Source organism: Pseudomonas asiatica (assembly GCF_040214835.1).
In the GTDB taxonomy this organism is placed as follows: Bacteria; Pseudomonadota; Gammaproteobacteria; order Pseudomonadales; family Pseudomonadaceae; genus Aquipseudomonas; species Aquipseudomonas putida_Z.
In genome coordinates this window covers 500,001-520,210 of record NZ_CP157874.1, presented here as the reverse complement: position 1 = coordinate 520,210, position 20,210 = coordinate 500,001, and the positions used below count along the sequence as shown (strand labels likewise).

The 20,210-nt window shown below is 57.4% G+C and carries 13 protein-coding genes, 4 tRNA genes and 2 rRNA genes; all 19 read right to left on the bottom strand.

Translation table 11 applies throughout. The features are described from left to right. Positions 1-8: 8 nt before the first annotated feature. The 19 genes from rpsL to ABNP31_RS02190 all read right to left on the bottom strand — a co-directional run bounded on the left by rpsL (position 9) and on the right by ABNP31_RS02190 (position 19,941). Positions 9-380, bottom strand: a complete 372-nt coding sequence (gene rpsL, locus ABNP31_RS02280; protein WP_003255492.1) for a 30S ribosomal protein S12 — start codon at positions 378-380, stop codon at positions 9-11. 211 nt (positions 381-591) lie between these two features. Then, complete coding sequence (gene rpoC, locus ABNP31_RS02275) at positions 592-4,791, bottom strand: DNA-directed RNA polymerase subunit beta' (protein WP_075044428.1); 4,200 nt, start codon at positions 4,789-4,791, stop codon at positions 592-594. A 64-nt stretch (positions 4,792-4,855) separates the two neighbouring features. Beyond that, complete coding sequence (gene rpoB / locus ABNP31_RS02270; protein WP_013970631.1) at positions 4,856-8,929, bottom strand: DNA-directed RNA polymerase subunit beta; 4,074 nt, start codon at positions 8,927-8,929, stop codon at positions 4,856-4,858. Between the two features lie 220 nt (positions 8,930-9,149). Beyond that, complete coding sequence (gene rplL / locus ABNP31_RS02265) at positions 9,150-9,521, bottom strand: 50S ribosomal protein L7/L12 (protein WP_013970630.1); 372 nt, start codon at positions 9,519-9,521, stop codon at positions 9,150-9,152. A 78-nt stretch (positions 9,522-9,599) separates the two neighbouring features. Next, positions 9,600-10,100 carry a 50S ribosomal protein L10 gene (rplJ, locus tag ABNP31_RS02260; RefSeq protein WP_003257082.1) on the bottom strand — a complete coding sequence of 167 codons (501 nt, stop codon included), beginning with the start codon at positions 10,098-10,100 and terminating at the stop codon, positions 9,600-9,602. A 197-nt stretch (positions 10,101-10,297) separates the two neighbouring features. Beyond that, positions 10,298-10,993: a 50S ribosomal protein L1 gene (rplA, locus tag ABNP31_RS02255; protein WP_013970629.1), complete on the bottom strand. Its 696-nt coding sequence runs from the start codon at positions 10,991-10,993 to the stop codon at positions 10,298-10,300. Continuing rightward, the gene (gene rplK / locus ABNP31_RS02250) at positions 10,993-11,424 is read right to left on the bottom strand and encodes a 50S ribosomal protein L11 (protein ID WP_003255500.1); all 432 of its coding nucleotides are present in this window, start codon (positions 11,422-11,424) and stop codon (positions 10,993-10,995) included. Before rplK ends, rplA begins: the two co-directional genes overlap by 1 nt. 119 nt (positions 11,425-11,543) lie before the next feature. Then, positions 11,544-12,077, bottom strand: coding sequence for a transcription termination/antitermination protein NusG (nusG, locus tag ABNP31_RS02245; RefSeq protein WP_003255501.1), 534 nt, complete (start codon positions 12,075-12,077; stop codon positions 11,544-11,546). A 9-nt stretch (positions 12,078-12,086) separates the two neighbouring features. Beyond that, a complete protein-coding gene (gene secE, locus ABNP31_RS02240) occupies positions 12,087-12,455 on the bottom strand; it encodes a preprotein translocase subunit SecE (RefSeq protein ID WP_003257081.1) in 369 nt (122 codons plus the stop codon). A gap of 44 nt (positions 12,456-12,499) precedes the next feature. Beyond that, a tRNA-Trp gene (locus ABNP31_RS02235) sits at positions 12,500-12,575 on the bottom strand. Between the two features lie 54 nt (positions 12,576-12,629). Then, positions 12,630-13,823 (bottom strand): elongation factor Tu, encoded by a 1,194-nt coding sequence (gene tuf, locus ABNP31_RS02230; RefSeq protein WP_013970626.1) that lies wholly within the window; start codon positions 13,821-13,823, stop codon positions 12,630-12,632. Between the two features lie 78 nt (positions 13,824-13,901). After that, a tRNA-Thr gene (locus ABNP31_RS02225) sits at positions 13,902-13,977 on the bottom strand. A 29-nt stretch (positions 13,978-14,006) separates the two neighbouring features. Next, positions 14,007-14,080 (bottom strand) — tRNA-Gly (locus tag ABNP31_RS02220). 24 nt (positions 14,081-14,104) lie between these two features. Further along, a tRNA-Tyr gene (locus ABNP31_RS02215) sits at positions 14,105-14,188 on the bottom strand. 152 nt (positions 14,189-14,340) lie between these two features. Then, positions 14,341-14,766, bottom strand: coding sequence for a hypothetical protein (locus ABNP31_RS02210; RefSeq protein ID WP_085665364.1), 426 nt, complete (start codon positions 14,764-14,766; stop codon positions 14,341-14,343). Positions 14,767-14,773: 7 nt separating this feature from the next. Beyond that, the gene (locus tag ABNP31_RS02205) at positions 14,774-15,523 is read right to left on the bottom strand and encodes a pantothenate kinase (protein WP_085617759.1); all 750 of its coding nucleotides are present in this window, start codon (positions 15,521-15,523) and stop codon (positions 14,774-14,776) included. Continuing rightward, complete coding sequence (gene birA / locus ABNP31_RS02200; protein WP_025337485.1) at positions 15,513-16,472, bottom strand: bifunctional biotin--[acetyl-CoA-carboxylase] ligase/biotin operon repressor BirA; 960 nt, start codon at positions 16,470-16,472, stop codon at positions 15,513-15,515. The genes ABNP31_RS02205 and birA overlap by 11 nt, the downstream gene beginning before the upstream one ends. 325 nt (positions 16,473-16,797) lie before the next feature. Further along, positions 16,798-16,913: ribosomal RNA gene (gene rrf, locus ABNP31_RS02195) — 5S ribosomal RNA — on the bottom strand. Positions 16,914-17,049: 136 nt separating this feature from the next. Further along, positions 17,050-19,941: ribosomal RNA gene (locus ABNP31_RS02190) — 23S ribosomal RNA — on the bottom strand. Positions 19,942-20,210 lie beyond the last annotated feature (269 nt).

Sequence of the window (20,210 nt, the reverse complement as noted above, 5' to 3'; positions counted from 1 at the left end):
ACGACCGATTACTTCGGACGCTTGGTACCGTACTTCGAACGACCCTGGTTACGGCCTTTAACGCCCGAAGTATCCAGAGAGCCGCGAACGGTGTGGTAACGAACACCTGGCAAGTCTTTTACACGGCCGCCACGGATCAGGACGACGCTGTGCTCTTGCAGGTTGTGGCCTTCACCACCGATGTACGAGGAAACCTCGAAACCGTTGGTCAGACGCACACGGCATACTTTACGCAGTGCCGAGTTAGGTTTTTTCGGCGTGGTGGTGTACACGCGGGTGCACACGCCACGACGCTGCGGGCAGTTCTGCAGCGCAGGAACGTCGGACTTCTCGACCGAACGCTTACGCGGCTGACGTACCAGCTGGTTGATAGTTGCCATCTACTAGCTCCACTGATTGTCTTGCGACTCTATTGTCTTGCAAGAAAGCCAAAAATTGGCGAGACGGAGCCTCACCAAATTTAAGGGTACAAAAGTCTAAAGAGGATCTTGCACCCAGTCAAGACGAGGCCCCGGCCCTCCCCGCCCGATCATCGGCAACATTTCATGTCGCCGCTGATCGCTCGGGGCTTGCCGGGGCCCTGCCCTGTACTTAGTTACCGCTGGAGTTCAGCGCTTCGGTCAGTGCGGCTTCCACCTCACTGGCGCTCACACGCAGCGGCTTGTCGGCATCACGGCGACGCTTGCGCTCGCTGTGGTAGGCCAGACCAGTACCGGCCGGGATCAGACGACCCACGACCACGTTCTCTTTCAGGCCGCGCAGGTAGTCGCGCTTGCCGGTTACCGCCGCTTCGGTCAGTACGCGGGTGGTTTCCTGGAAGGAAGCCGCGGAGATGAACGACTCGGTCGACAGCGACGCCTTGGTGATACCCAGCAGCACGCGGGTGAACTTGGAGATGAACTTGTCCTCGGCGGCGAGACGCTCGTTCTCTACCAGTACCTGGGTCAGTTCCATCTGGTCGCCCTTGATGAAGCTGGAATCGCCCGACTCGGAGATCTCGACCTTGCGCAGCATCTGACGCAGGATGGTCTCGATGTGCTTGTCGTTGATCTTAACGCCTTGCAGACGATAAACGTCCTGGATCTCGTTGACGATGTACTTCGCCAGCGCGCTCACACCCAGCAGACGCAGGATGTCGTGCGGATCGCTCGGGCCGTCGGAGATAACTTCGCCGCGGTTTACCTGTTCGCCTTCGAAGACGTTCAGGTGGCGCCACTTCGGAATCAGCTCTTCGTACGGATCGCTACCGTCGGTCGGGGTGATGACCAGACGACGCTTGCCTTTGGTCTCCTTGCCGAACGCGATGGTGCCGCTGACTTCAGCCAGAATCGAGGCCTCTTTCGGACGGCGCGCTTCGAACAGGTCGGCAACACGCGGCAGACCACCGGTGATGTCACGGGTCTTAGACGTTTCTTGCGGGATACGCGCGATAACGTCACCAACACCGATCTGAGCACCGTCAGCCACGCCGACGAGGGCGTTAGCCGGCAGGAAGTACTGGGCAGGTACGTCGGTACCTGGCAGGTACAGGTCCTTGCCAGCGGCGTCGACCATCTTGATTGCCGGACGGATTTCCTTGCCTGCGGCAGGGCGATCCTTGACGTCCAGTACTTCAATGTTGGTCAAGCCGGTCAGCTCATCGGTCTGACGCTTGATGGTGATGTTTTCTTCCATGCCCACGAAGGTCACGGTACCTTTCAGCTCGGTAACGATCGGGTGGGTGTGCGGGTCCCACTTGGCGACGATGGCGCCAGCTTCGACCTTGTCACCTTCCTTGACCGAAATCACCGCACCGTAAGGCAGCTTGTAACGCTCACGCTCGCGGCCAAACTCGTCGGCGATGGCCAACTCACCCGAACGCGATACGGCAACCAGGTTGCCATCGGCACGCTCAACCTGCTTGAGGTTGTGCAGACGCACCATACCGCCGTTCTTCACCTGGACGCTGTCGGCAGCCGAAGTACGGCTTGCAGCACCACCGATGTGGAACGTACGCATGGTCAGCTGGGTACCCGGCTCACCGATCGACTGGGCGGCGATAACGCCGACAGCTTCACCGATGTTCACCTGGTGACCGCGAGCCAGGTCACGGCCGTAGCACTTGGCGCAAATGCCGTAGCGGGTTTCGCAGTTGATCGGCGAACGCACGATCACTTCGTCGATGCTGTTCAGCTCGATGAACTCGACCCACTTCTCGTCGACCAGGGTACCGGCCGGAACGATGACGTCCTCGGTGCCTGGCTTGAACACGTCACGGGCGATGACACGACCCAGTACACGCTCACCCAGCGGCTCTACAACGTCGCCGCCTTCGATGTGCGGAGTCATCAGCAGACCCTGGTCGGTACCGCAGTCGATCTCGGTAACCACCAGATCCTGGGCAACGTCTACCAGACGACGAGTCAGGTAACCGGAGTTCGCAGTCTTCAGTGCGGTATCCGCCAGACCCTTACGAGCACCGTGGGTCGAAATGAAGTACTGCAGAACGCTCAGACCTTCACGGAAGTTCGCAGTGATCGGCGTCTCGATGATGGAGCCGTCCGGCTTGGCCATCAGGCCACGCATACCGGCCAGCTGACGGATCTGGGCTGCGGAACCCCGCGCACCGGAGTCAGCCATCATGTACATCGAGTTGAAGGACTCTTGCTCGACTTCCTTGCCTTCGCGGTCAATGACCTTCTCTTTCGAGAGGTTGGCCATCATCGCCTTGGACACTTCGTCGTTCGCCTTCGACCACAAGTCGATGACCTTGTTGTACTTCTCGCCCTGGGTTACCAGGCCGGAGGCGTACTGGCTCTCGATTTCCTTCACTTCGTCGGTAGCGGTACCGATGATGCGAGCTTTCTCGTCCGGGATAACGAAGTCGTTAACACCGATCGAAACGCCGGAAATGGTCGAGTACGCGAAACCGGTGTACATCAACTGGTCAGCGAAGATTACGGTCTCTTTCAGACCAACCACGCGGTAGCACTGGTTGATCAGCTTGGAGATCGCCTTCTTCTTCATCGGCTGGTTGACCACGTCGTACGGCAGGCCTGCCGGTACAACCTGGAACAGCAGCGCACGGCCGACGGTGGTGTCGACGATGCGGGTGTTCTTGACCACGGAACCGTCACGCTCTTTCACGGTTTCGTTGATACGAACCTTGATTTTCGCGTGCAGGGCAGCCTCGCCGGCGCGGAATACGCGGTCGACTTCCTGCAGGTCGGCGAACACGCGACCTTCGCCCTTGGCGTTGATGGCCTCACGGGTCATGTAGTACAGACCCAGTACCACGTCCTGCGACGGAACGATGATTGGCTCACCGTTGGCTGGCGACAGGATGTTGTTGGTCGACATCATCAGCGCGCGCGCTTCGAGCTGTGCTTCCAGGGTCAGCGGCACGTGAACGGCCATCTGGTCACCGTCGAAGTCGGCGTTGTACGCGGCGCAGACCAGCGGGTGCAGCTGGATAGCCTTACCTTCGATCAGAACCGGTTCAAATGCCTGGATACCCAGACGGTGCAGGGTCGGTGCACGGTTGAGCAGCACGGGGTGTTCGCGGATCACCTCGGCGAGTACGTCCCACACCTCTGGCAGCTCGCGCTCGACCATCTTCTTGGCAGCCTTGATGGTGGTCGCCAGACCACGCATTTCCAGCTTGCCGAAAATGAACGGCTTGAACAGCTCGAGGGCCATCTTCTTCGGCAGACCGCACTGGTGCAGACGCAGGGTCGGGCCTACGGTAATTACCGAACGGCCAGAGTAGTCCACACGCTTACCGAGCAGGTTCTGACGGAAGCGACCTTGCTTACCTTTGATCATGTCGGCCAGGGACTTCAGCGGACGCTTGTTCGAGCCAGTGATGGCGCGACCGCGACGGCCGTTGTCCAGCAGGGCGTCGACCGCTTCCTGCAGCATGCGCTTTTCGTTGCGCACGATGATGTCCGGCGCCGACAGATCCAGCAGGCGCTTCAGACGGTTGTTACGGTTGATCACCCGACGATACAGGTCGTTCAGGTCGGAGGTCGCGAAGCGGCCGCCATCCAGCGGTACCAGCGGACGCAGGTCCGGCGGCAGCACTGGCAGGACGGTCAGGACCATCCACTCAGGCAGGTTGCCCGAACCCTGGAACGCTTCCATCAGCTTCAGGCGCTTGGACAGCTTCTTGATCTTGGTTTCCGAGTTGGTCTGCGGAATCTCTTCGCGCAGGCGACCGATCTCGTGCTCCAGGTCGATAGCGTGCAGCAGCTCGCGGACAGCCTCGGCACCCATGCGGGCGTCGAAGTCATCACCGAACTCTTCCAGCGCTTCGAAGTACTGCTCGTCGTTCAGCAGCTGGCCTTTTTCCAGGGTGGTCATGCCCGGGTCGATAACGACGTAGCTCTCGAAGTAGAGCACGCGCTCGATGTCACGCAGGGTCATGTCCATCAGCAGGCCGATACGGGACGGCAGCGACTTCAGGAACCAGATGTGGGCAACCGGCGAGGCCAGTTCGATGTGCGCCATGCGCTCACGACGAACTTTTGCCAGGGCAACTTCAACGCCGCACTTCTCGCAGATCACGCCGCGGTGCTTGAGGCGCTTGTACTTGCCGCACAGGCACTCGTAGTCCTTGACTGGGCCAAAGATCTTGGCGCAGAACAGGCCGTCACGCTCAGGCTTGAACGTACGGTAGTTGATGGTTTCCGGCTTCTTAACTTCACCGAACGACCACGAACGGATCATTTCAGGCGACGCCAGACCGATGCGGATGGCGTCGAACTCTTCGACTTGACCCTGGTTTTTCAGCAAATTCAGTAGGTCTTTCAAGGCCTTTCCTCCTGGCGGAGCAGGGAGCGGGCATTACCTGCCCCACTCCCCTTCGCGTCACGTGTTATTCGGTTTCCAGATCGATATCGATACCGAGCGAACGGATCTCTTTGATCAACACGTTGAAGGACTCGGGCATGCCCGGCTCCATACGGTGATCGCCATCCACGATGTTCTTGTACATCTTGGTACGGCCGTTCACGTCGTCCGACTTCACTGTGAGCATTTCTTGCAGGGTGTATGCCGCGCCGTATGCTTCCAGCGCCCACACTTCCATCTCCCCGAAACGCTGACCACCGAACTGCGCCTTACCACCCAGCGGCTGCTGGGTAACCAGGCTGTAGGAACCAGTGGAACGCGCGTGCATCTTGTCGTCCACCAAGTGGTTCAGCTTGAGCATGTACATGTAACCAACGGTCACAGGACGCTCGAACTTGTTGCCGGTACGGCCATCGAACAGCACCATCTGGCCGCTCTCTGGCAGGTCGGCCAGCTTCAGCATGGCCTTGATCTCGCGCTCCTTGGCACCGTCGAAGACCGGGGTAGCCATTGGCACGCCCTTCTTCAGGTTGTGGGCCAGGGCCAGGATCTCTTCGTCGGTGAACTCGTCCAGGTTTTCCTGACGACCGCCGATCTCGTTGTAGACCTCGGTCAGGAACACGCGCAGCTCAGCGGCCTTGCGCTGCTCTTCGATCATGCGGTCGATCTTCTCGCCCAGCCCCTTGGCCGCCAGGCCCAGGTGGGTTTCGAGGATCTGACCGACGTTCATACGCGAAGGTACACCCAGCGGGTTCAGTACGACATCGACCGGAGTACCGTTGGCGTCGTGCGGCATGTCTTCGACCGGCATGATTACCGAGACGACACCCTTGTTACCGTGACGACCGGCCATCTTGTCACCCGGCTGGATGCGACGACGGATTGCCAGGTAAACCTTGACGATCTTCAGTACGCCCGGTGCCAGGTCATCACCCTGCTGCAGCTTGCGCTTCTTGTCTTCGAACTTGTCGTCCAGCAGACGGCGACGATCGACGATGTACTGCTGAGCCTTTTCCAGCTGCTCGTTCAGTGCATCTTCGGCCATGCGCAGTTTGAACCACTGGCCGTGCTCCAGACCGTCCAGTACTTCGTCAGTGATCACGGTACCTTTCTTCAGGCCCGCGCCACCGTCGACCACCTGGCCGTTCAGGGCAGAACGCAGACGCTCGAAGGTTGCACCTTCGACGATGCGGAACTCTTCGTTGAGGTCCTTGCGGATCTCGTCCAGCTGCATCTTCTCGATGGCCAGGGCGCGGCTGTCACGCTCGACGCCATCACGGGTGAAGACCTGTACGTCGATGACGGTACCCTTGGTGCCGGTTGGCACGCGCAGGGAGGTGTCCTTAACGTCGCTGGCCTTCTCACCGAAGATTGCGCGCAGCAGTTTTTCTTCCGGAGTCAGCTGGGTTTCGCCTTTTGGCGTTACCTTGCCGACCAGGATGTCGCCAGCGCCGACTTCGGCACCCACGTAGACGATACCGGCTTCGTCCAGCTTGTTCAGTGCGGCTTCACCCACGTTCGGGATGTCCGCAGTGATTTCCTCTGGGCCAAGCTTGGTGTCACGCGCCACACAGGTCAGTTCCTGGATGTGGATGGTGGTGAAGCGGTCTTCCTGGACCACACGCTCGGACAGGCAGATGGAGTCTTCGAAGTTGAAGCCGTTCCACGCCATGAACGCGATGCGCATGTTCTGACCCAGTGCCAGTTCACCCATGTCGGTGGACGGGCCGTCGGCCATGATGTCGCCACGCTGAACCTTGTCACCTTTGCTCACCAGCGGACGCTGGTTGATGCAGGTGTTCTGGTTCGAACGGGTGTACTTGGTCAGGTTGTAGATATCCACACCTGCTTCGCCGGTTTCAACTTCGTCGTCAGCAACGCGAACAACGATACGGCTGGCGTCGACCGAGTCGATCACGCCACCGCGGCGAGCAACCACGCAGACACCGGAGTCACGGGCAACGTTGCGCTCCATGCCGGTACCTACCAGCGGCTTGTCGGCGCGCAGGGTCGGCACAGCCTGACGCTGCATGTTCGAACCCATCAATGCACGGTTGGCGTCGTCGTGCTCGAGGAACGGAATCAGCGACGCAGCGACGGAAACAACCTGCTTCGGCGAAACGTCCATCAGGGTGACGTCTTCCGGCGCCTTGACGGTGAATTCGTTCAGGTGACGAACAGCTACCAGCTCATCGATCAGCTGCTTCTTCTCGTTCATCGCGGCCGAAGCCTGGGCGATGACGTGATCCGCCTCTTCAATGGCCGACAGGAACACGATGTCGTCGCTGACCACGCCTTCCTTCACCACGCGGTACGGGCTTTCCAGGAAGCCGTACTGGTTGGTGCGGGCATAGGCAGCCAGGGAGTTGATCAGACCGATGTTCGGACCTTCAGGGGTCTCGATCGGGCACACACGGCCGTAGTGGGTCGGGTGTACGTCACGGACTTCGAAGCCGGCACGCTCACGGGTCAGACCACCTGGGCCGAGTGCGGAGACGCGGCGCTTGTGGGTAATCTCGGAGAGCGGGTTGTTCTGGTCCATGAACTGGGACAGCTGGCTGGAGCCGAAGAACTCTTTCACCGCCGCCGCAACCGGCTTGGCGTTGATCAGGTCTTGCGGCATCAGGCCTTCGCTTTCCGCCATCGACAGGCGTTCCTTGACCGCGCGCTCGACACGCACCAGGCCAACGCGGAACTGGTTCTCGGCCATCTCGCCGACGCAACGTACGCGACGGTTACCCAGGTGGTCGATGTCGTCGACGATGCCTTTGCCGTTACGGATGTCGACCAGGGTCTTCAGAACCTCGACGATATCTTCCTTGCTCAGCACGCCCGAACCTTCGATCTCGGTACGACCGATACGACGGTTGAACTTCATGCGGCCAACGGCGGACAGGTCGTAACGCTCGGCGCTGAAGAACAGGTTGTTGAACAGGGTCTCGGCAGCATCCTTGGTTGGCGGCTCGCCAGGACGCATCATGCGGTAGATCTCGACCAGGGCTTCCAGCTGGTTGCTGGTGGTGTCGATCTTCAGGGTATCGGAGATGAACGGACCGCAATCAATGTCGTTGGTGTACAGGGTCTCGATACGGACAACCTGTGCCTTGGCGACCTTGATCAGCAGTTCGGTGGTCATCTCGGTGTTGCATTCGGCCAGGATCTCGCCGGTAGCCGGATGCACGATGGCCTTGGCGGTAGTGCGGCCCAGGACGTATTCCATAGGAACGTCCAGCTGCTTGACGCCGGCCTTCTCGAGCTGGTTGATGTGGCGCGCGGTAATACGGCGGCCCTGCTCGACGATGACTTTGCCGGTTTCGTCATGGATATCCATGACTGCAACCTCACCACGCAGACGCTGAGGTACCAGTTCCAGGCTGAGCTTCTCGCCGGAAATGTGGAACACGTTGGTGGTGTAGAAGGTGTTCAGCACTTCTTCAGTGCTGTAACCCAGGGCACGCAGCAGCACCGAGGCCGGCAGTTTGCGGCGACGGTCGATACGTACGAACACGCAGTCCTTCGGGTCGAACTCGAAGTCCAGCCAGGAGCCGCGGTAAGGGATGATGCGAGCGGAGTACAGCAGCTTGCCGGAGCTGTGAGTCTTGCCACGGTCGTGGTCGAAGAACACACCAGGCGAACGGTGCAGCTGGGAAACGATCACACGCTCGGTACCGTTGATAACGAAGGTACCGTTCTCAGTCATCAGGGGAATTTCACCCATGTAGACTTCTTGCTCTTTGATGTCCTTGATCGCTTTGTTCGACGATTCCTTGTCGAAGATGATCAGGCGCACTTTGACCCGCAGTGGGACCGCGAAGGTCACGCCACGCAGGACACATTCCTTCACATCGAAGGCGGGTTCGCCCAGGCGATAGCCTACGTACTCCAGGGCAGCATTGCCGGAGTAGCTGATGATCGGGAATACCGATTTGAAGGCCGCGTGCAGGCCGACGTCGCGGAACTGATCCTTGGATGCTCCCGCTTGCAGGAATTCGCGATACGAATCCAGCTGGATGGCCAGGAGGTAAGGCACATCCATGACGTCCGGCAACTTGCTAAAGTCCTTGCGGATACGTTTTTTCTCAGTGTATGAGTAAGCCATCAGCGTTCCCCAGCTTGGTCACCTGCTTGTTTGGCTTCTCCCGGCGGGAGCAGCCAGAAAATCGTGCAAACCCCTTGGTTTGCGCCACCCACATGGGTGTCTTGCAGCTTGTTATCGGGGCCGGCCTGACCGGCCACCAATAACGGAAAAAGGCCGGTGGCATAAGCCACCAGCCATCAGCCCTTCGCTCAACGCTCGGACTGGAGTCGCAAGGTCGAGATTACTTCAGCTCGACTTTAGCGCCAGCTTCTTCCAGCTTCTTCTTCGCGTCTTCAGCGGCTTCTTTCGAAACGCCTTCAGCGATAACCTGAGGAGCGCCGTCGACTTTCTCTTTGGCTTCTTTCAGGCCCAGACCGGTCAGTTCACGAACGGCCTTGATCACGTTTACTTTCTTGTCGCCAGCTTCGGTCAGAACGACGTTGAACTCGGTCTGTTCTTCAACAGCGGCAGCAGCGCCAGCGGCTGGGCCAGCGGCAACAGCGGCAGCAGCGGTAACGCCGAAGGTTTCTTCCATCGCTTTGATCAGTTCAACAATTTCCAGAACAGTTTTCTGGCCGATTGCTTCGATGATTTGCTCGTTAGTCAGAGACATGACTTCAATCCTGTATTGGGGTGACAGCCTACGCAGCCATCAAATTAAACGTATGATTTTGAAAGAGTTGCGCGTGCCTTAGGCAGCAGCAGCTTCTTTCTGGTCGCGCAGAGCTGCCAGGGTACGAGCCAGCTTGCTGGTTGCACCTTGGATTACGCTCATCAGCTGTGCGATAGCCTCGTCGCGAGTTGGCAGGGTTGCCAGCACGTCGATCTGGTTAGCGGCAAGGAACTTGCCGTCAAACGCAGCTGCCTTGATCTCGAACTTGTCCTGACCCTTGGCGAACTCTTTGAACAGACGAGCAGCAGCGCCCGGGTGTTCGTTGGAGAAAGCAATCAGGGTCGGGCCTTTGAACGCGTCGTTGAGGATCGAGAATTCGGTGCCTTCAACAGCGCGCTTCAGCAGGGTGTTACGTACGACACGTACGTAAACGCCAGCTTCGCGGGCCTCTTTACGGAGTCCGGTCATTGCGCCTACAGTCACACCACGGGCATCAGCCACGACAGCGGACAGAGCGACTTTGGCAGCCTCGTTGACTTCAGCGACGATGGCCTTCTTGTCTTCGAGTTTAATTGCCACGGGTTTACTCCTGGTTTTTACCGTTTCATCTGGCCGGAGCCGGATGTCGTTTTGGTGTCTGATTCGGTAACGAATCGGGAGCACCATCTGCGTGGGCTGGTGTTTTAAGGCTTGCGCCGCCTACGGTCTTGGATAGCCCCCGCCAGGCAGGGACCCCAATTTTTGCTGGTGGCGCGACAGGTCGCGCCACCATGTTCTTACACGTTCAGCGAGCTCTGATCGATGACCAGACCTGGGCCCATGGTGGTGCTCAGGGTAACGCGCTTGACGTAGATACCTTTCGAGGAAGCTGGCTTGATACGCTTCAGATCAGCGATCAGGGCTTCAACGTTTTCCTTCAGCTTGCCGGCTTCGAAGCCGACCTTGCCAACGGAGGTGTGGATGATACCGTTCTTGTCGGTACGGTAGCGAACCTGACCAGCCTTGGCGTTCTTGACGGCGCCGGCTACGTCTGGGGTCACGGTACCAACTTTCGGGTTAGGCATCAGACCGCGAGGGCCCAGAACCTGACCCAGCTGACCTACAACGCGCATGGCATCAGGCGATGCGATAACGACGTCATAGTTCAGGTCGCCGCCTTTCATTTCGGCAGCCAGATCGTCCATACCTACGCGGTCAGCGCCGGCAGCCAGAGCGGCTTCAGCAGCTGGACCCTGGGTGAAGACAGCAACGCGAACGGTCTTGCCAGTGCCGTGCGGCAGCACGGTAGCGCTGCGTACGACCTGGTCGGATTTACGCGGGTCAACACCGAGGTTAACGGCGATGTCGTAGGATTCTACGAACTTGGCAGCCGGCAGCGAAGCCAGCAGAGTGGCCGCTTCTTCGAAGTTGTAGGCCTTGCCTGCTTCGATTTTCTCGGCGATTGCCTTTTGGCGTTTGGTCAGCTTAGCCATTACACACCCTCCACGTTCAGGCCCATGCTGCGGGCAGAGCCAGCGATGGTGCGTACAGCAGCGTCCAGGTCAGCGGCAGTCAGATCAGCCTGTTTAGCTTTGGCGATGTCTTCCAGCTGAGCACGGGTAACGGTACCGACTTTAACGGTGTTCGGGCGAGCCGAACCACTGGTCAGGCCAGCAGCTTTCTTCAGCAGAACCGAGGCAGGGGTGCTCTTGGTCTCGAAGGTGAAGCTACGGTCGCTGTAGACAGTGATGATCACAGGAGTCGGCAGGCCGGCTTCTTGACCCTGGGTACGGGCGTTGAAGGCCTTGCAGAATTCCATGATGTTCACACCGTGTTGACCCAGTGCTGGACCAACGGGTGGGCTTGGGTTGGCCTGGCCGGCCTTAACTTGCAGCTTGATGTAAGCCTGAATCTTCTTAGCCATGAGCTACTCCAAAATCGGGTACGAACGCCTGCTGGCTCCCCGGATGACTTGCGTTTTATCCCAGTGACGACAAAACCCCGCAGCACACAGGGCTGCGGGGTATGGGATGCTTCGTCCGCCTAGACCTTTTCGACCTGGCTGAACTCGAGCTCCACCGGAGTAGAGCGACCGAAAATGAGCACCGCTACCTGCAGGCGACTCTTTTCGTAGTTAACCTCTTCGACACTACCATTGAAGTCAGCGAACGGACCGTCAATGACTCGAACCACTTCACCCGGCTCGAACAGCGTCTTCGGCTTCGGCTTGTCGCTACCGTCGGCAACGCGACGCAGGATAGCCTCTGCTTCTTTATCGGTGATCGGCGCAGGCTTGTCTGCGGTACCACCAATAAAGCCCATCACACGAGGGGTGTCCTTGACCAAGTGCCAAGTCCCTTCGTTCATCTCCATCTGGACCAGTACATAGCCAGGGAAGAATTTACGCTCACTCTTGCGCTTTTGGCCGTTGCGCATTTCGACGACTTCTTCGGTCGGGACCAGGATCTCGCCGAAACCGTCTTCCATGCCAGCCAGCTTGACGCGCTCGATCAGGGAGCGCATTACATGCTTCTCGTAACCCGAGTAAGCATGCACAACATACCAACGCTTAGCCACGGGACACCTTTAGCCAACGATCAAGGAGACCGCCCAGCCGAGCAGGGAATCAAGACCCCACAGCAGCAGTGCCATAACCAGCACGACAGCCACGACAATCAGCGTGGTCTGGGTGGTTTCCTGGCGGGTCGGCCACACGACTTTACGAATCTCGGTACGAGCTTCCTTCGCCAGCGCAAAGAACGACTTGCCCTTCGCAGTCTGCAGAGCTACAAAGCCCGCGACAGCAGCCAGGACGAGAAGTGCGAGGACGCGATACAGGATCGGGGAGGCGGAGTAATACTGGTTACCCACTACACCGACAACCACCAAAGCCACTACAGCCAGCCACTTGAACAGATCAAAACGCGATTCTTGGGCTTCAGTTTTGGGAGTCATCGAGGAGGATCCTGTGAGAAGAAAGCCATCACACCGAGGTGAAATGGCAGGTCAGGAGGGAATCGAACCCCCAACCTACGGTTTTGGAGACCGTCGCTCTGCCAATTGAGCTACTGACCTGTAACGCTGTATCAGGCCGGCCATTATACCGGCCTGATCAAGTAAATCAACTACTTATTCAATAATTTTTGCTACGACGCCGGCGCCGACGGTACGACCGCCTTCACGGATAGCGAAGCGCAGACCGTCTTCCATTGCGATGGTCTTGATCAGGGTGACAGTCATCTGAATGTTGTCACCTGGCATTACCATTTCAACGCCTTCCGGCAGTTCGCAGTTACCGGTCACGTCAGTGGTACGGAAGTAGAACTGAGGACGGTAGCCTTTGAAGAACGGAGTGTGACGACCGCCTTCTTCCTTCGACAGAACGTAGACTTCTGCGGTGAACTTGGTGTGCGGCTTGACCGAACCTGGCTTGACCAGAACCTGGCCACGCTCAACGTCGTCACGCTTGGTACCACGCAGCAGAACGCCGCAGTTCTCGCCAGCACGACCTTCGTCCAGCAGCTTGCGGAACATCTCAACACCGGTGCAGGTGGTGGTGGTGGTGTCACGCAGACCAACGATTTCCAGCGGATCCTGAACGCGGACGATACCACGCTCGATACGACCGGTAACAACGGTACCACGACCCGAGATCGAGAATACGTCTTCGATCGGCATCAGGAACGGCTGGTCAACGGCACGAACTGGCTCAGGGATGTAGGCATCCAGAGTTTCTACCAGCTTCTTGACAGCGGTAGTACCCATTTCGTTGTCGTCTTTGCCTTCCAGGGCCATACGAGCCGAACCGATGATGATCGGGGTGTCGTCGCCTGGGAAGTCGTAGGTGGACAGCAGGTCGCGAACTTCCATCTCGACCAGTTCCAGCAGCTCGGCGTCGTCTACCAGGTCAGCCTTGTTCAGGAAGACCACAATGTAAGGAACGCCTACCTGACGGGACAGCAGGATGTGCTCACGGGTTTGTGGCATCGGACCATCGGCGGCCGAGCAAACCAGGATCGCGCCGTCCATCTGGGCAGCACCGGTGATCATGTTCTTCACGTAGTCAGCGTGACCTGGGCAGTCAACGTGAGCGTAGTGACGAATGTTCGAGTTGTACTCGACGTGAGCGGTGTTGATGGTGATACCGCGCGCTTTTTCTTCCGGAGCCGAGTCGATCTTGTCGAACTCAACGACTGCCGAACCGAAAACTTCGGAGCAGACGCGAGTCAGAGCTGCGGTCAGAGTGGTCTTACCGTGGTCAACGTGGCCGATAGTGCCGACGTTAACGTGGGGAAGGGAACGATCAAACTTTTCCTTAGCCATCGATACAATCCTCCGCAGAAGAAATAGTCTTGCGCTGATAAAACAAAGGCAGATATTTTCATATCTGCCTTGTTTATATGGAGCTCTTGAGCGGACTTGAACCGCTGACCTCACCCTTACCAAGGGTGTGCTCTACCAACTGAGCTACAAGAGCGAAACACTTTGTGCAAAATCCAGCAAACTTGGAGCGGGTAGCGGGAATCGAACCCGCATCATCAGCTTGGAAGGCTGAGGTTCTACCACTAAACTATACCCGCGGAGCTTGCGGCTCTCGCTAAAACTGGTGGAGGGAGAAGGATTCGAACCTTCGAAGCTCTCGCAACGGATTTACAGTCCGTCCCCTTTGACCGCTCGGGAATCCCTCCAGATGTGGCCGGCATTCTATTTGTCTGCCGTCCTAGTGTCAAGCGTTTTTTCAAATTTTTTCAATCAAATCTGAAACTTAGCTGCTTTGACACCGCTTCCAGTTCTGCCACCTGAGTGGTGTTCCCTGTGAAGCGGGCGCCATTCTATCAAGCTATTCGCCAGTTGCAATACCCTGGCAGAAAATAATTTTGTGTTTTAAGTCTTTGAAATCGTTGGAAAGAGTCGCGAGCACGGTTTGGTCCAGCAAACGCTCGCTTTCCGGGGCAACCTTGAGCCAACGACCATCCGCCCCTGGCAGCTGCCCCACCACCGGCAGCGTGGCAATATCCAGGCTCAACAGGCGCTGACGCAGTGCATCGAGCTGGCCCTGCCCCATCACGCCACCGACCACCAGGCACTCATCCCGGCGTTTGGGTGGCGCCGACATCCCCGTTTCGCGCAACAGGCGGATTTCTTGCTGATTCCCCTTGTACAGCGATAGGGGCGCGACTTCCTTGACCTTCAGCGGGGCTTCCTGCTGGTGCCACACGTAATAGAAGACGTTGAGCACCAGTAACAGCAGAAACAACCAACGCATAGGCACCTCAATCCAATGGGCAGGCCATAGCCAGGCCTACGAAAACCAGGTCAGGCACGACACGCGCCTGGGGCACGGCCTCCCTAACCAGCGGCGCATCGCCACCTGTGAGGAACACCGTGAAATCGTCCCCCCACAACGCACGCGCCTGCTCGAGCTGGGTACGCGCAAAACCCTGGAGCATCAACACGCAACCGCGCTCGACCGCCTCGACCGTCGAGCGACCTGGCGCCAGGCTGGCCAATGCACGCTCGGCCGAGGCATCGTCATAACGGATACGCCGGGTGTGAGTACGCAACTGGCTACGCATCAATGGCATACCCGGGCAGATGTAGCCACCCAGGTGCTCACCGTCCGCCGCAACGAAATCCGCTTTGGCAGCGGTGCCCAGGTCAATGACCAGGCAAGCGCCCTTGGCCAGGTGAAATGCTCCCAGCGCCGCCAACCAACGGTCCATGCCCAGGCGCTGGTAGTCGTCATAGCCATTGCTCACACCCGCCATTTCCTGGGCGGGGTGCGCCACGCGCGCTTGCACGGCAAATGCCTGGGCAATCAGCGCGCAAAGCGCATCGGTTTCTTCCTCACTGCGCACACTTACAATGCGGCAGCCGGTCAGACGTACCGAAGCCAGCGCAGCCACTTCGGCCACCAGCGCCTGATCGGAGTCGACGATACCGCCGCTTTCAATCGCTGCATCAGCGACGTGGATTACCCGCCACTTGATGAAGCTGTTACCGCAATCGAGCTCAAGAATCATCACGCAACCTCAAACTGAGCTCACCACCACTGAAGCTCTTTTCCACCCCGTCCACCTCAAGGCGCAAGCCGCCCTGCCCGTCGACACCAAGAACCACGCCATCAATACGCGTGCTACCGGCAACCAGGGAAACATTGCGCCCCTGCCAGAGGTGTGCCTGCTCCCATTCTTCCTGGAATGCGGCAAACCCGTAGCGACGATGCCGTGCCAATTCGTGCTGCAATTGCTGACTGAGCAACGCTACCAGCCGGTTACGGTCGACTGCCGCCCCTACTTCGCGGCGCATCGAGGTCCACACCTGGTCGACCTGATCGTTGACCTGCATGTTCACATTGATGCCGATACCCAGCACCACATGACAGACATCTGCCGGGTCACCCACCAACTCCAGGAGGATACCGGTGATCTTCTGCCCGCGAACGAGGACATCGTTGGGCCATTTGAGCCCCACATCCTTAACCCCAAACGCCTGCAGGGTACGCATTACCGCCAACCCCACCACCAGGCTCAAGCCCTCGAGCTGGCGCATGCCGCCATCCACACGGAGTACCAGGCTGTAATAGAGGTTTTCGGCAAACGGGCTGACCCACTGCCGACCGCGACGACCACGGCCGGCGCTCTGGCGCTCGGCCAGGACCAGGAATGGAGCGTTCTGCCCTTCCCCGGCGAGCCGCAGGCCTTCGGCATTTGTCGAGTCGATGGTTTCGTGGATAAAAACGGGCCACTGCTCGCCTTCGGCAAACCCGGCAATCGCTTGTGCATCGAGCAAAGCCAGTGGCGCCGCCAACTGATAGCCGCGCCCACGAACCTTGTGAATGGTGAGGTTCAGTTCGCTCTCCAGGTGCTGCAGCTGCTTCCAAACGGCGCTGCGACTTACCCCGAGGGCCGACCCCAGAGCTTCTCCGGAATGGAACCGACCATCCTTGAGGAGATTCAACAACTTCAGCATGCCAGTCTCGACTTGGAATAAGGCAGGCATGATAGCTATGGGCTGTTGGCTTGCATAGGAAAAGGGCTGCCGGCGGCGGCGAACGGCCGCTCCCACAGGGATCGCACAAGCCTGTAAGAATGCCATCAGGCTGACATGATCGGTGTGGGAGCGGGCAAGTCGAAGCGTCGAACCGCCGCGAAACAGGCGACGCGGTGAATGGCACCGGCTTTGCCGGTGTTCGCGGGCGCGCCCGCTCCCACAGGGGCTGCGTATGCCTGGGAATTTTGCACCACAAAGACAAAACCCCTACCTGCATGTGCAGATAGGGGTTTTGCGAAATGAATCTTGACGATGACCTACTCTCACATGGGGAAACCCCACACTACCATCGGCGATGCATCGTTTCACTGCTGAGTTCGGGATGGGATCAGGTGGTTCCAATGCTCTATGGTCGTCAAGAAATTCTGTTGCCAGAATGTCCAGATGGACAGCCCAGCGAATTCGGATATGCGATATTTGTGATGTTGCGAACTTTCGGTTCTTTCGTCTTCACCACCACAATTTGGCTTTCGTGCGCAAATTGCTTGGGTGTTATATGGTCAAGCCTCACGGGCAATTAGTATTGGTTAGCTCAACGCCTCACAGCGCTTACACACCCAACCTATCAACGTCGTAGTCTTCGACGGCCCTTCAGGGGATTCAAGATCCCAGTGAGATCTCATCTTGAGGCAAGTTTCCCGCTTAGATGCTTTCAGCGGTTATCTCTTCCGAACATAGCTACCCGGCAATGCCACTGGCGTGACAACCGGAACACCAGAGGTTCGTCCACTCCGGTCCTCTCGTACTAGGAGCAGCCCCTCTCAAATCTCAAACGTCCACGGCAGATAGGGACCGAACTGTCTCACGACGTTCTAAACCCAGCTCGCGTACCACTTTAAATGGCGAACAGCCATACCCTTGGGACCGGCTTCAGCCCCAGGATGTGATGAGCCGACATCGAGGTGCCAAACACCGCCGTCGATATGAACTCTTGGGCGGTATCAGCCTGTTATCCCCGGAGTACCTTTTATCCGTTGAGCGATGGCCCTTCCATACAGAACCACCGGATCACTAAGACCTACTTTCGTACCTGCTCGACGTGTTTGTCTCGCAGTCAAGCGCGCTTTTGCCTTTATACTCTACGACCGATTTCCGACCGGTCTGAGCGCACCTTCGTACTCCTCCGTTACTCTTTGGGAGGAGACCGCCCCAGTCAAACTACCCACCATACACTGTCCTCGATCCGGATAACGGACCTGAGTTAGAACCTCAAAGTTGCCAGGGTGGTATTTCAAGGATGGCTCCATGAGAACTGGCGTCCCCACTTCAAAGCCTCCCACCTATCCTACACAAGCAAATTCAAAGTCCAGTGCAAAGCTATAGTAAAGGTTCACGGGGTCTTTCCGTCTAGCCGCGGATACACTGCATCTTCACAGCGATTTCAATTTCACTGAGTCTCGGGTGGAGACAGCGCCGCCATCGTTACGCCATTCGTGCAGGTCGGAACTTACCCGACAAGGAATTTCGCTACCTTAGGACCGTTATAGTTACGGCCGCCGTTTACCGGGGCTTCGATCAAGAGCTTCGCTTGCGCTAACCCCATCAATTAACCTTCCGGCACCGGGCAGGCGTCACACCCTATACGTCCACTTTCGTGTTTGCAGAGTGCTGTGTTTTTAATAAACAGTCGCAGCGGCCTGGTATCTTCGACCGGCATGGGCTTACGGAGCAAGTCCTTCACCCTCGCCGGCGCACCTTCTCCCGAAGTTACGGTGCCATTTTGCCTAGTTCCTTCACCCGAGTTCTCTCAAGCGCCTTGGTATTCTCTACCTAACCACCTGTGTCGGTTTGGGGTACGGTTCCCAGTTATCTGAAGCTTAGGAGCTTTTCTTGGAAGCATGGTATCAACCACTTCGTCGCCTGAAGGCAACTCGTCATCAGCTCTCGGCCTTGAAATCCCGGATTTGCCTAAGATTTCAGCCTACCACCTTAAACCTGGACAACCAACGCCAGGCTGGCCTAACCTTCTCCGTCCCTCCATCGCAATAACTGGAAGTACAGGAATATTAACCTGTTTTCCATCGACTACGCTTTTCAGCCTCGCCTTAGGGACCGACTAACCCTGCGTCGATTAACGTTGCGCAGGAAACCTTGGTCTTTCGGCGTGCGAGTTTTTCACTCGCATTGTCGTTACTCATGTCAGCATTCGCACTTCTGATACCTCCAGCAAGCTTCTCAACTCACCTTCACAGGCTTACAGAACGCTCCTCTACCGCGTCATCAAAGATGACACCCGTAGCTTCGGTGCATGGTTTGAGCCCCGTTACATCTTCCGCGCAGGCCGACTCGACTAGTGAGCTATTACGCTTTCTTTAAAGGGTGGCTGCTTCTAAGCCAACCTCCTAGCTGTCTAAGCCTTCCCACATCGTTTCCCACTTAACCATGACTTTGGGACCTTAGCTGACGGTCTGGGTTGTTTCCCTTTTCACGACGGACGTTAGCACCCGCCGTGTGTCTCCCATGCTCGGCACTTCCAGGTATTCGGAGTTTGCATCGGTTTGGTAAGTCGGGATGACCCCCTAGCCGAAACAGTGCTCTACCCCCTGGAGTGATACATGAGGCGCTACCTAAATAGCTTTCGAGGAGAACCAGCTATCTCCGAGCTTGATTAGCCTTTCACTCCGATCCACAGGTCATCCGCTAACTTTTCAACGGTAGTCGGTTCGGTCCTCCAGTCAGTGTTACCTAACCTTCAACCTGCCCATGGATAGATCGCCCGGTTTCGGGTCTATACCCAGCGACTAAACGCCCTATTAAGACTCGCTTTCGCTACGCCTCCCCTATTCGGTTAAGCTCGCCACTGAATATAAGTCGCTGACCCATTATACAAAAGGTACGCAGTCACCTAACAAAGTAGGCTCCCACTGCTTGTACGCATACGGTTTCAGGTTCTATTTCACTCCCCTCTCCGGGGTTCTTTTCGCCTTTCCCTCACGGTACTGGTTCACTATCGGTCAGTCAGTAGTATTTAGCCTTGGAGGATGGTCCCCCCATATTCAGACAAAGTTTCTCGTGCTCCGTCCTACTCGATTTCATTGACAAGAGATTTTCGTGTACGGGGCTATCACCCACTATGGCCGCACTTTCCAGAGCGTTCCACTAATCTCAAATCAACTTAAGGGCTGGTCCCCGTTCGCTCGCCACTACTAAGGGAATCTCGGTTGATTTCTTTTCCTCAGGGTACTTAGATGTTTCAGTTCCCCTGGTTCGCCTCTTGCACCTATGTATTCAGTACAAGATACTCAGCTTATGCTGAGTGGGTTCCCCCATTCAGAGATCTCTGGATCACAGTCTGTTTGCCGACTCCCCAAAGCTTATCGCAGGCTACCACGTCTTTCATCGCCTCTGACTGCCAAGGCATCCACCGTATGCGCTTCTTCACTTGACCATATAACCCCAAGCAATCTGGTTATACTGTGAAGACGACATTCGCCGAAAATTCGCATGTTGCTCTTTCGAGCAGAACTCACAAATTTTACCTTAGCCTGATTAACCAGCAGTGAAACTGGTCATCAGTCTATATCTATCACATATCCGAATTTTTAAAGAACGATCTGACAAAAGTCAGAAATCAACATTCGAAGCGAATGCTCATTTCCAAGTTCTGATCAGGAACAACATTCGACCCATGCAGGGTCTGATCGCCTTCAACCATGA

Excerpts from the sequence above, each read along its gene's own strand:
- rpsL (WP_003255492.1), bottom strand. The coding sequence starts at position 380 with ATGGCAACTATCAACCAGCTGGTACGTCAGCCGCGTAAGCGTTCGGTC.
- rpoB (WP_013970631.1), bottom strand. The coding sequence starts at position 8,929 with ATGGCTTACTCATACACTGAGAAAAAACGTATCCGCAAGGACTTTAGC.
- rplL (WP_013970630.1), bottom strand. The coding sequence starts at position 9,521 with ATGTCTCTGACTAACGAGCAAATCATCGAAGCAATCGGCCAGAAAACT.
- rplA (WP_013970629.1), bottom strand. The coding sequence starts at position 10,993 with ATGGCTAAGCTGACCAAACGCCAAAAGGCAATCGCCGAGAAAATCGAA.
- rplK (WP_003255500.1), bottom strand. The coding sequence starts at position 11,424 with ATGGCTAAGAAGATTCAGGCTTACATCAAGCTGCAAGTTAAGGCCGGC.
- secE (WP_003257081.1), bottom strand. The coding sequence starts at position 12,455 with ATGACTCCCAAAACTGAAGCCCAAGAATCGCGTTTTGATCTGTTCAAG.
- tuf (WP_013970626.1), bottom strand. The coding sequence starts at position 13,823 with ATGGCTAAGGAAAAGTTTGATCGTTCCCTTCCCCACGTTAACGTCGGC.
- ABNP31_RS02210 (WP_085665364.1), bottom strand. The coding sequence starts at position 14,766 with ATGCGTTGGTTGTTTCTGCTGTTACTGGTGCTCAACGTCTTCTATTAC.
- ABNP31_RS02205 (WP_085617759.1), bottom strand. The coding sequence starts at position 15,523 with ATGATTCTTGAGCTCGATTGCGGTAACAGCTTCATCAAGTGGCGGGTA.
- birA (WP_025337485.1), bottom strand. The coding sequence starts at position 16,472 with ATGCTGAAGTTGTTGAATCTCCTCAAGGATGGTCGGTTCCATTCCGGA.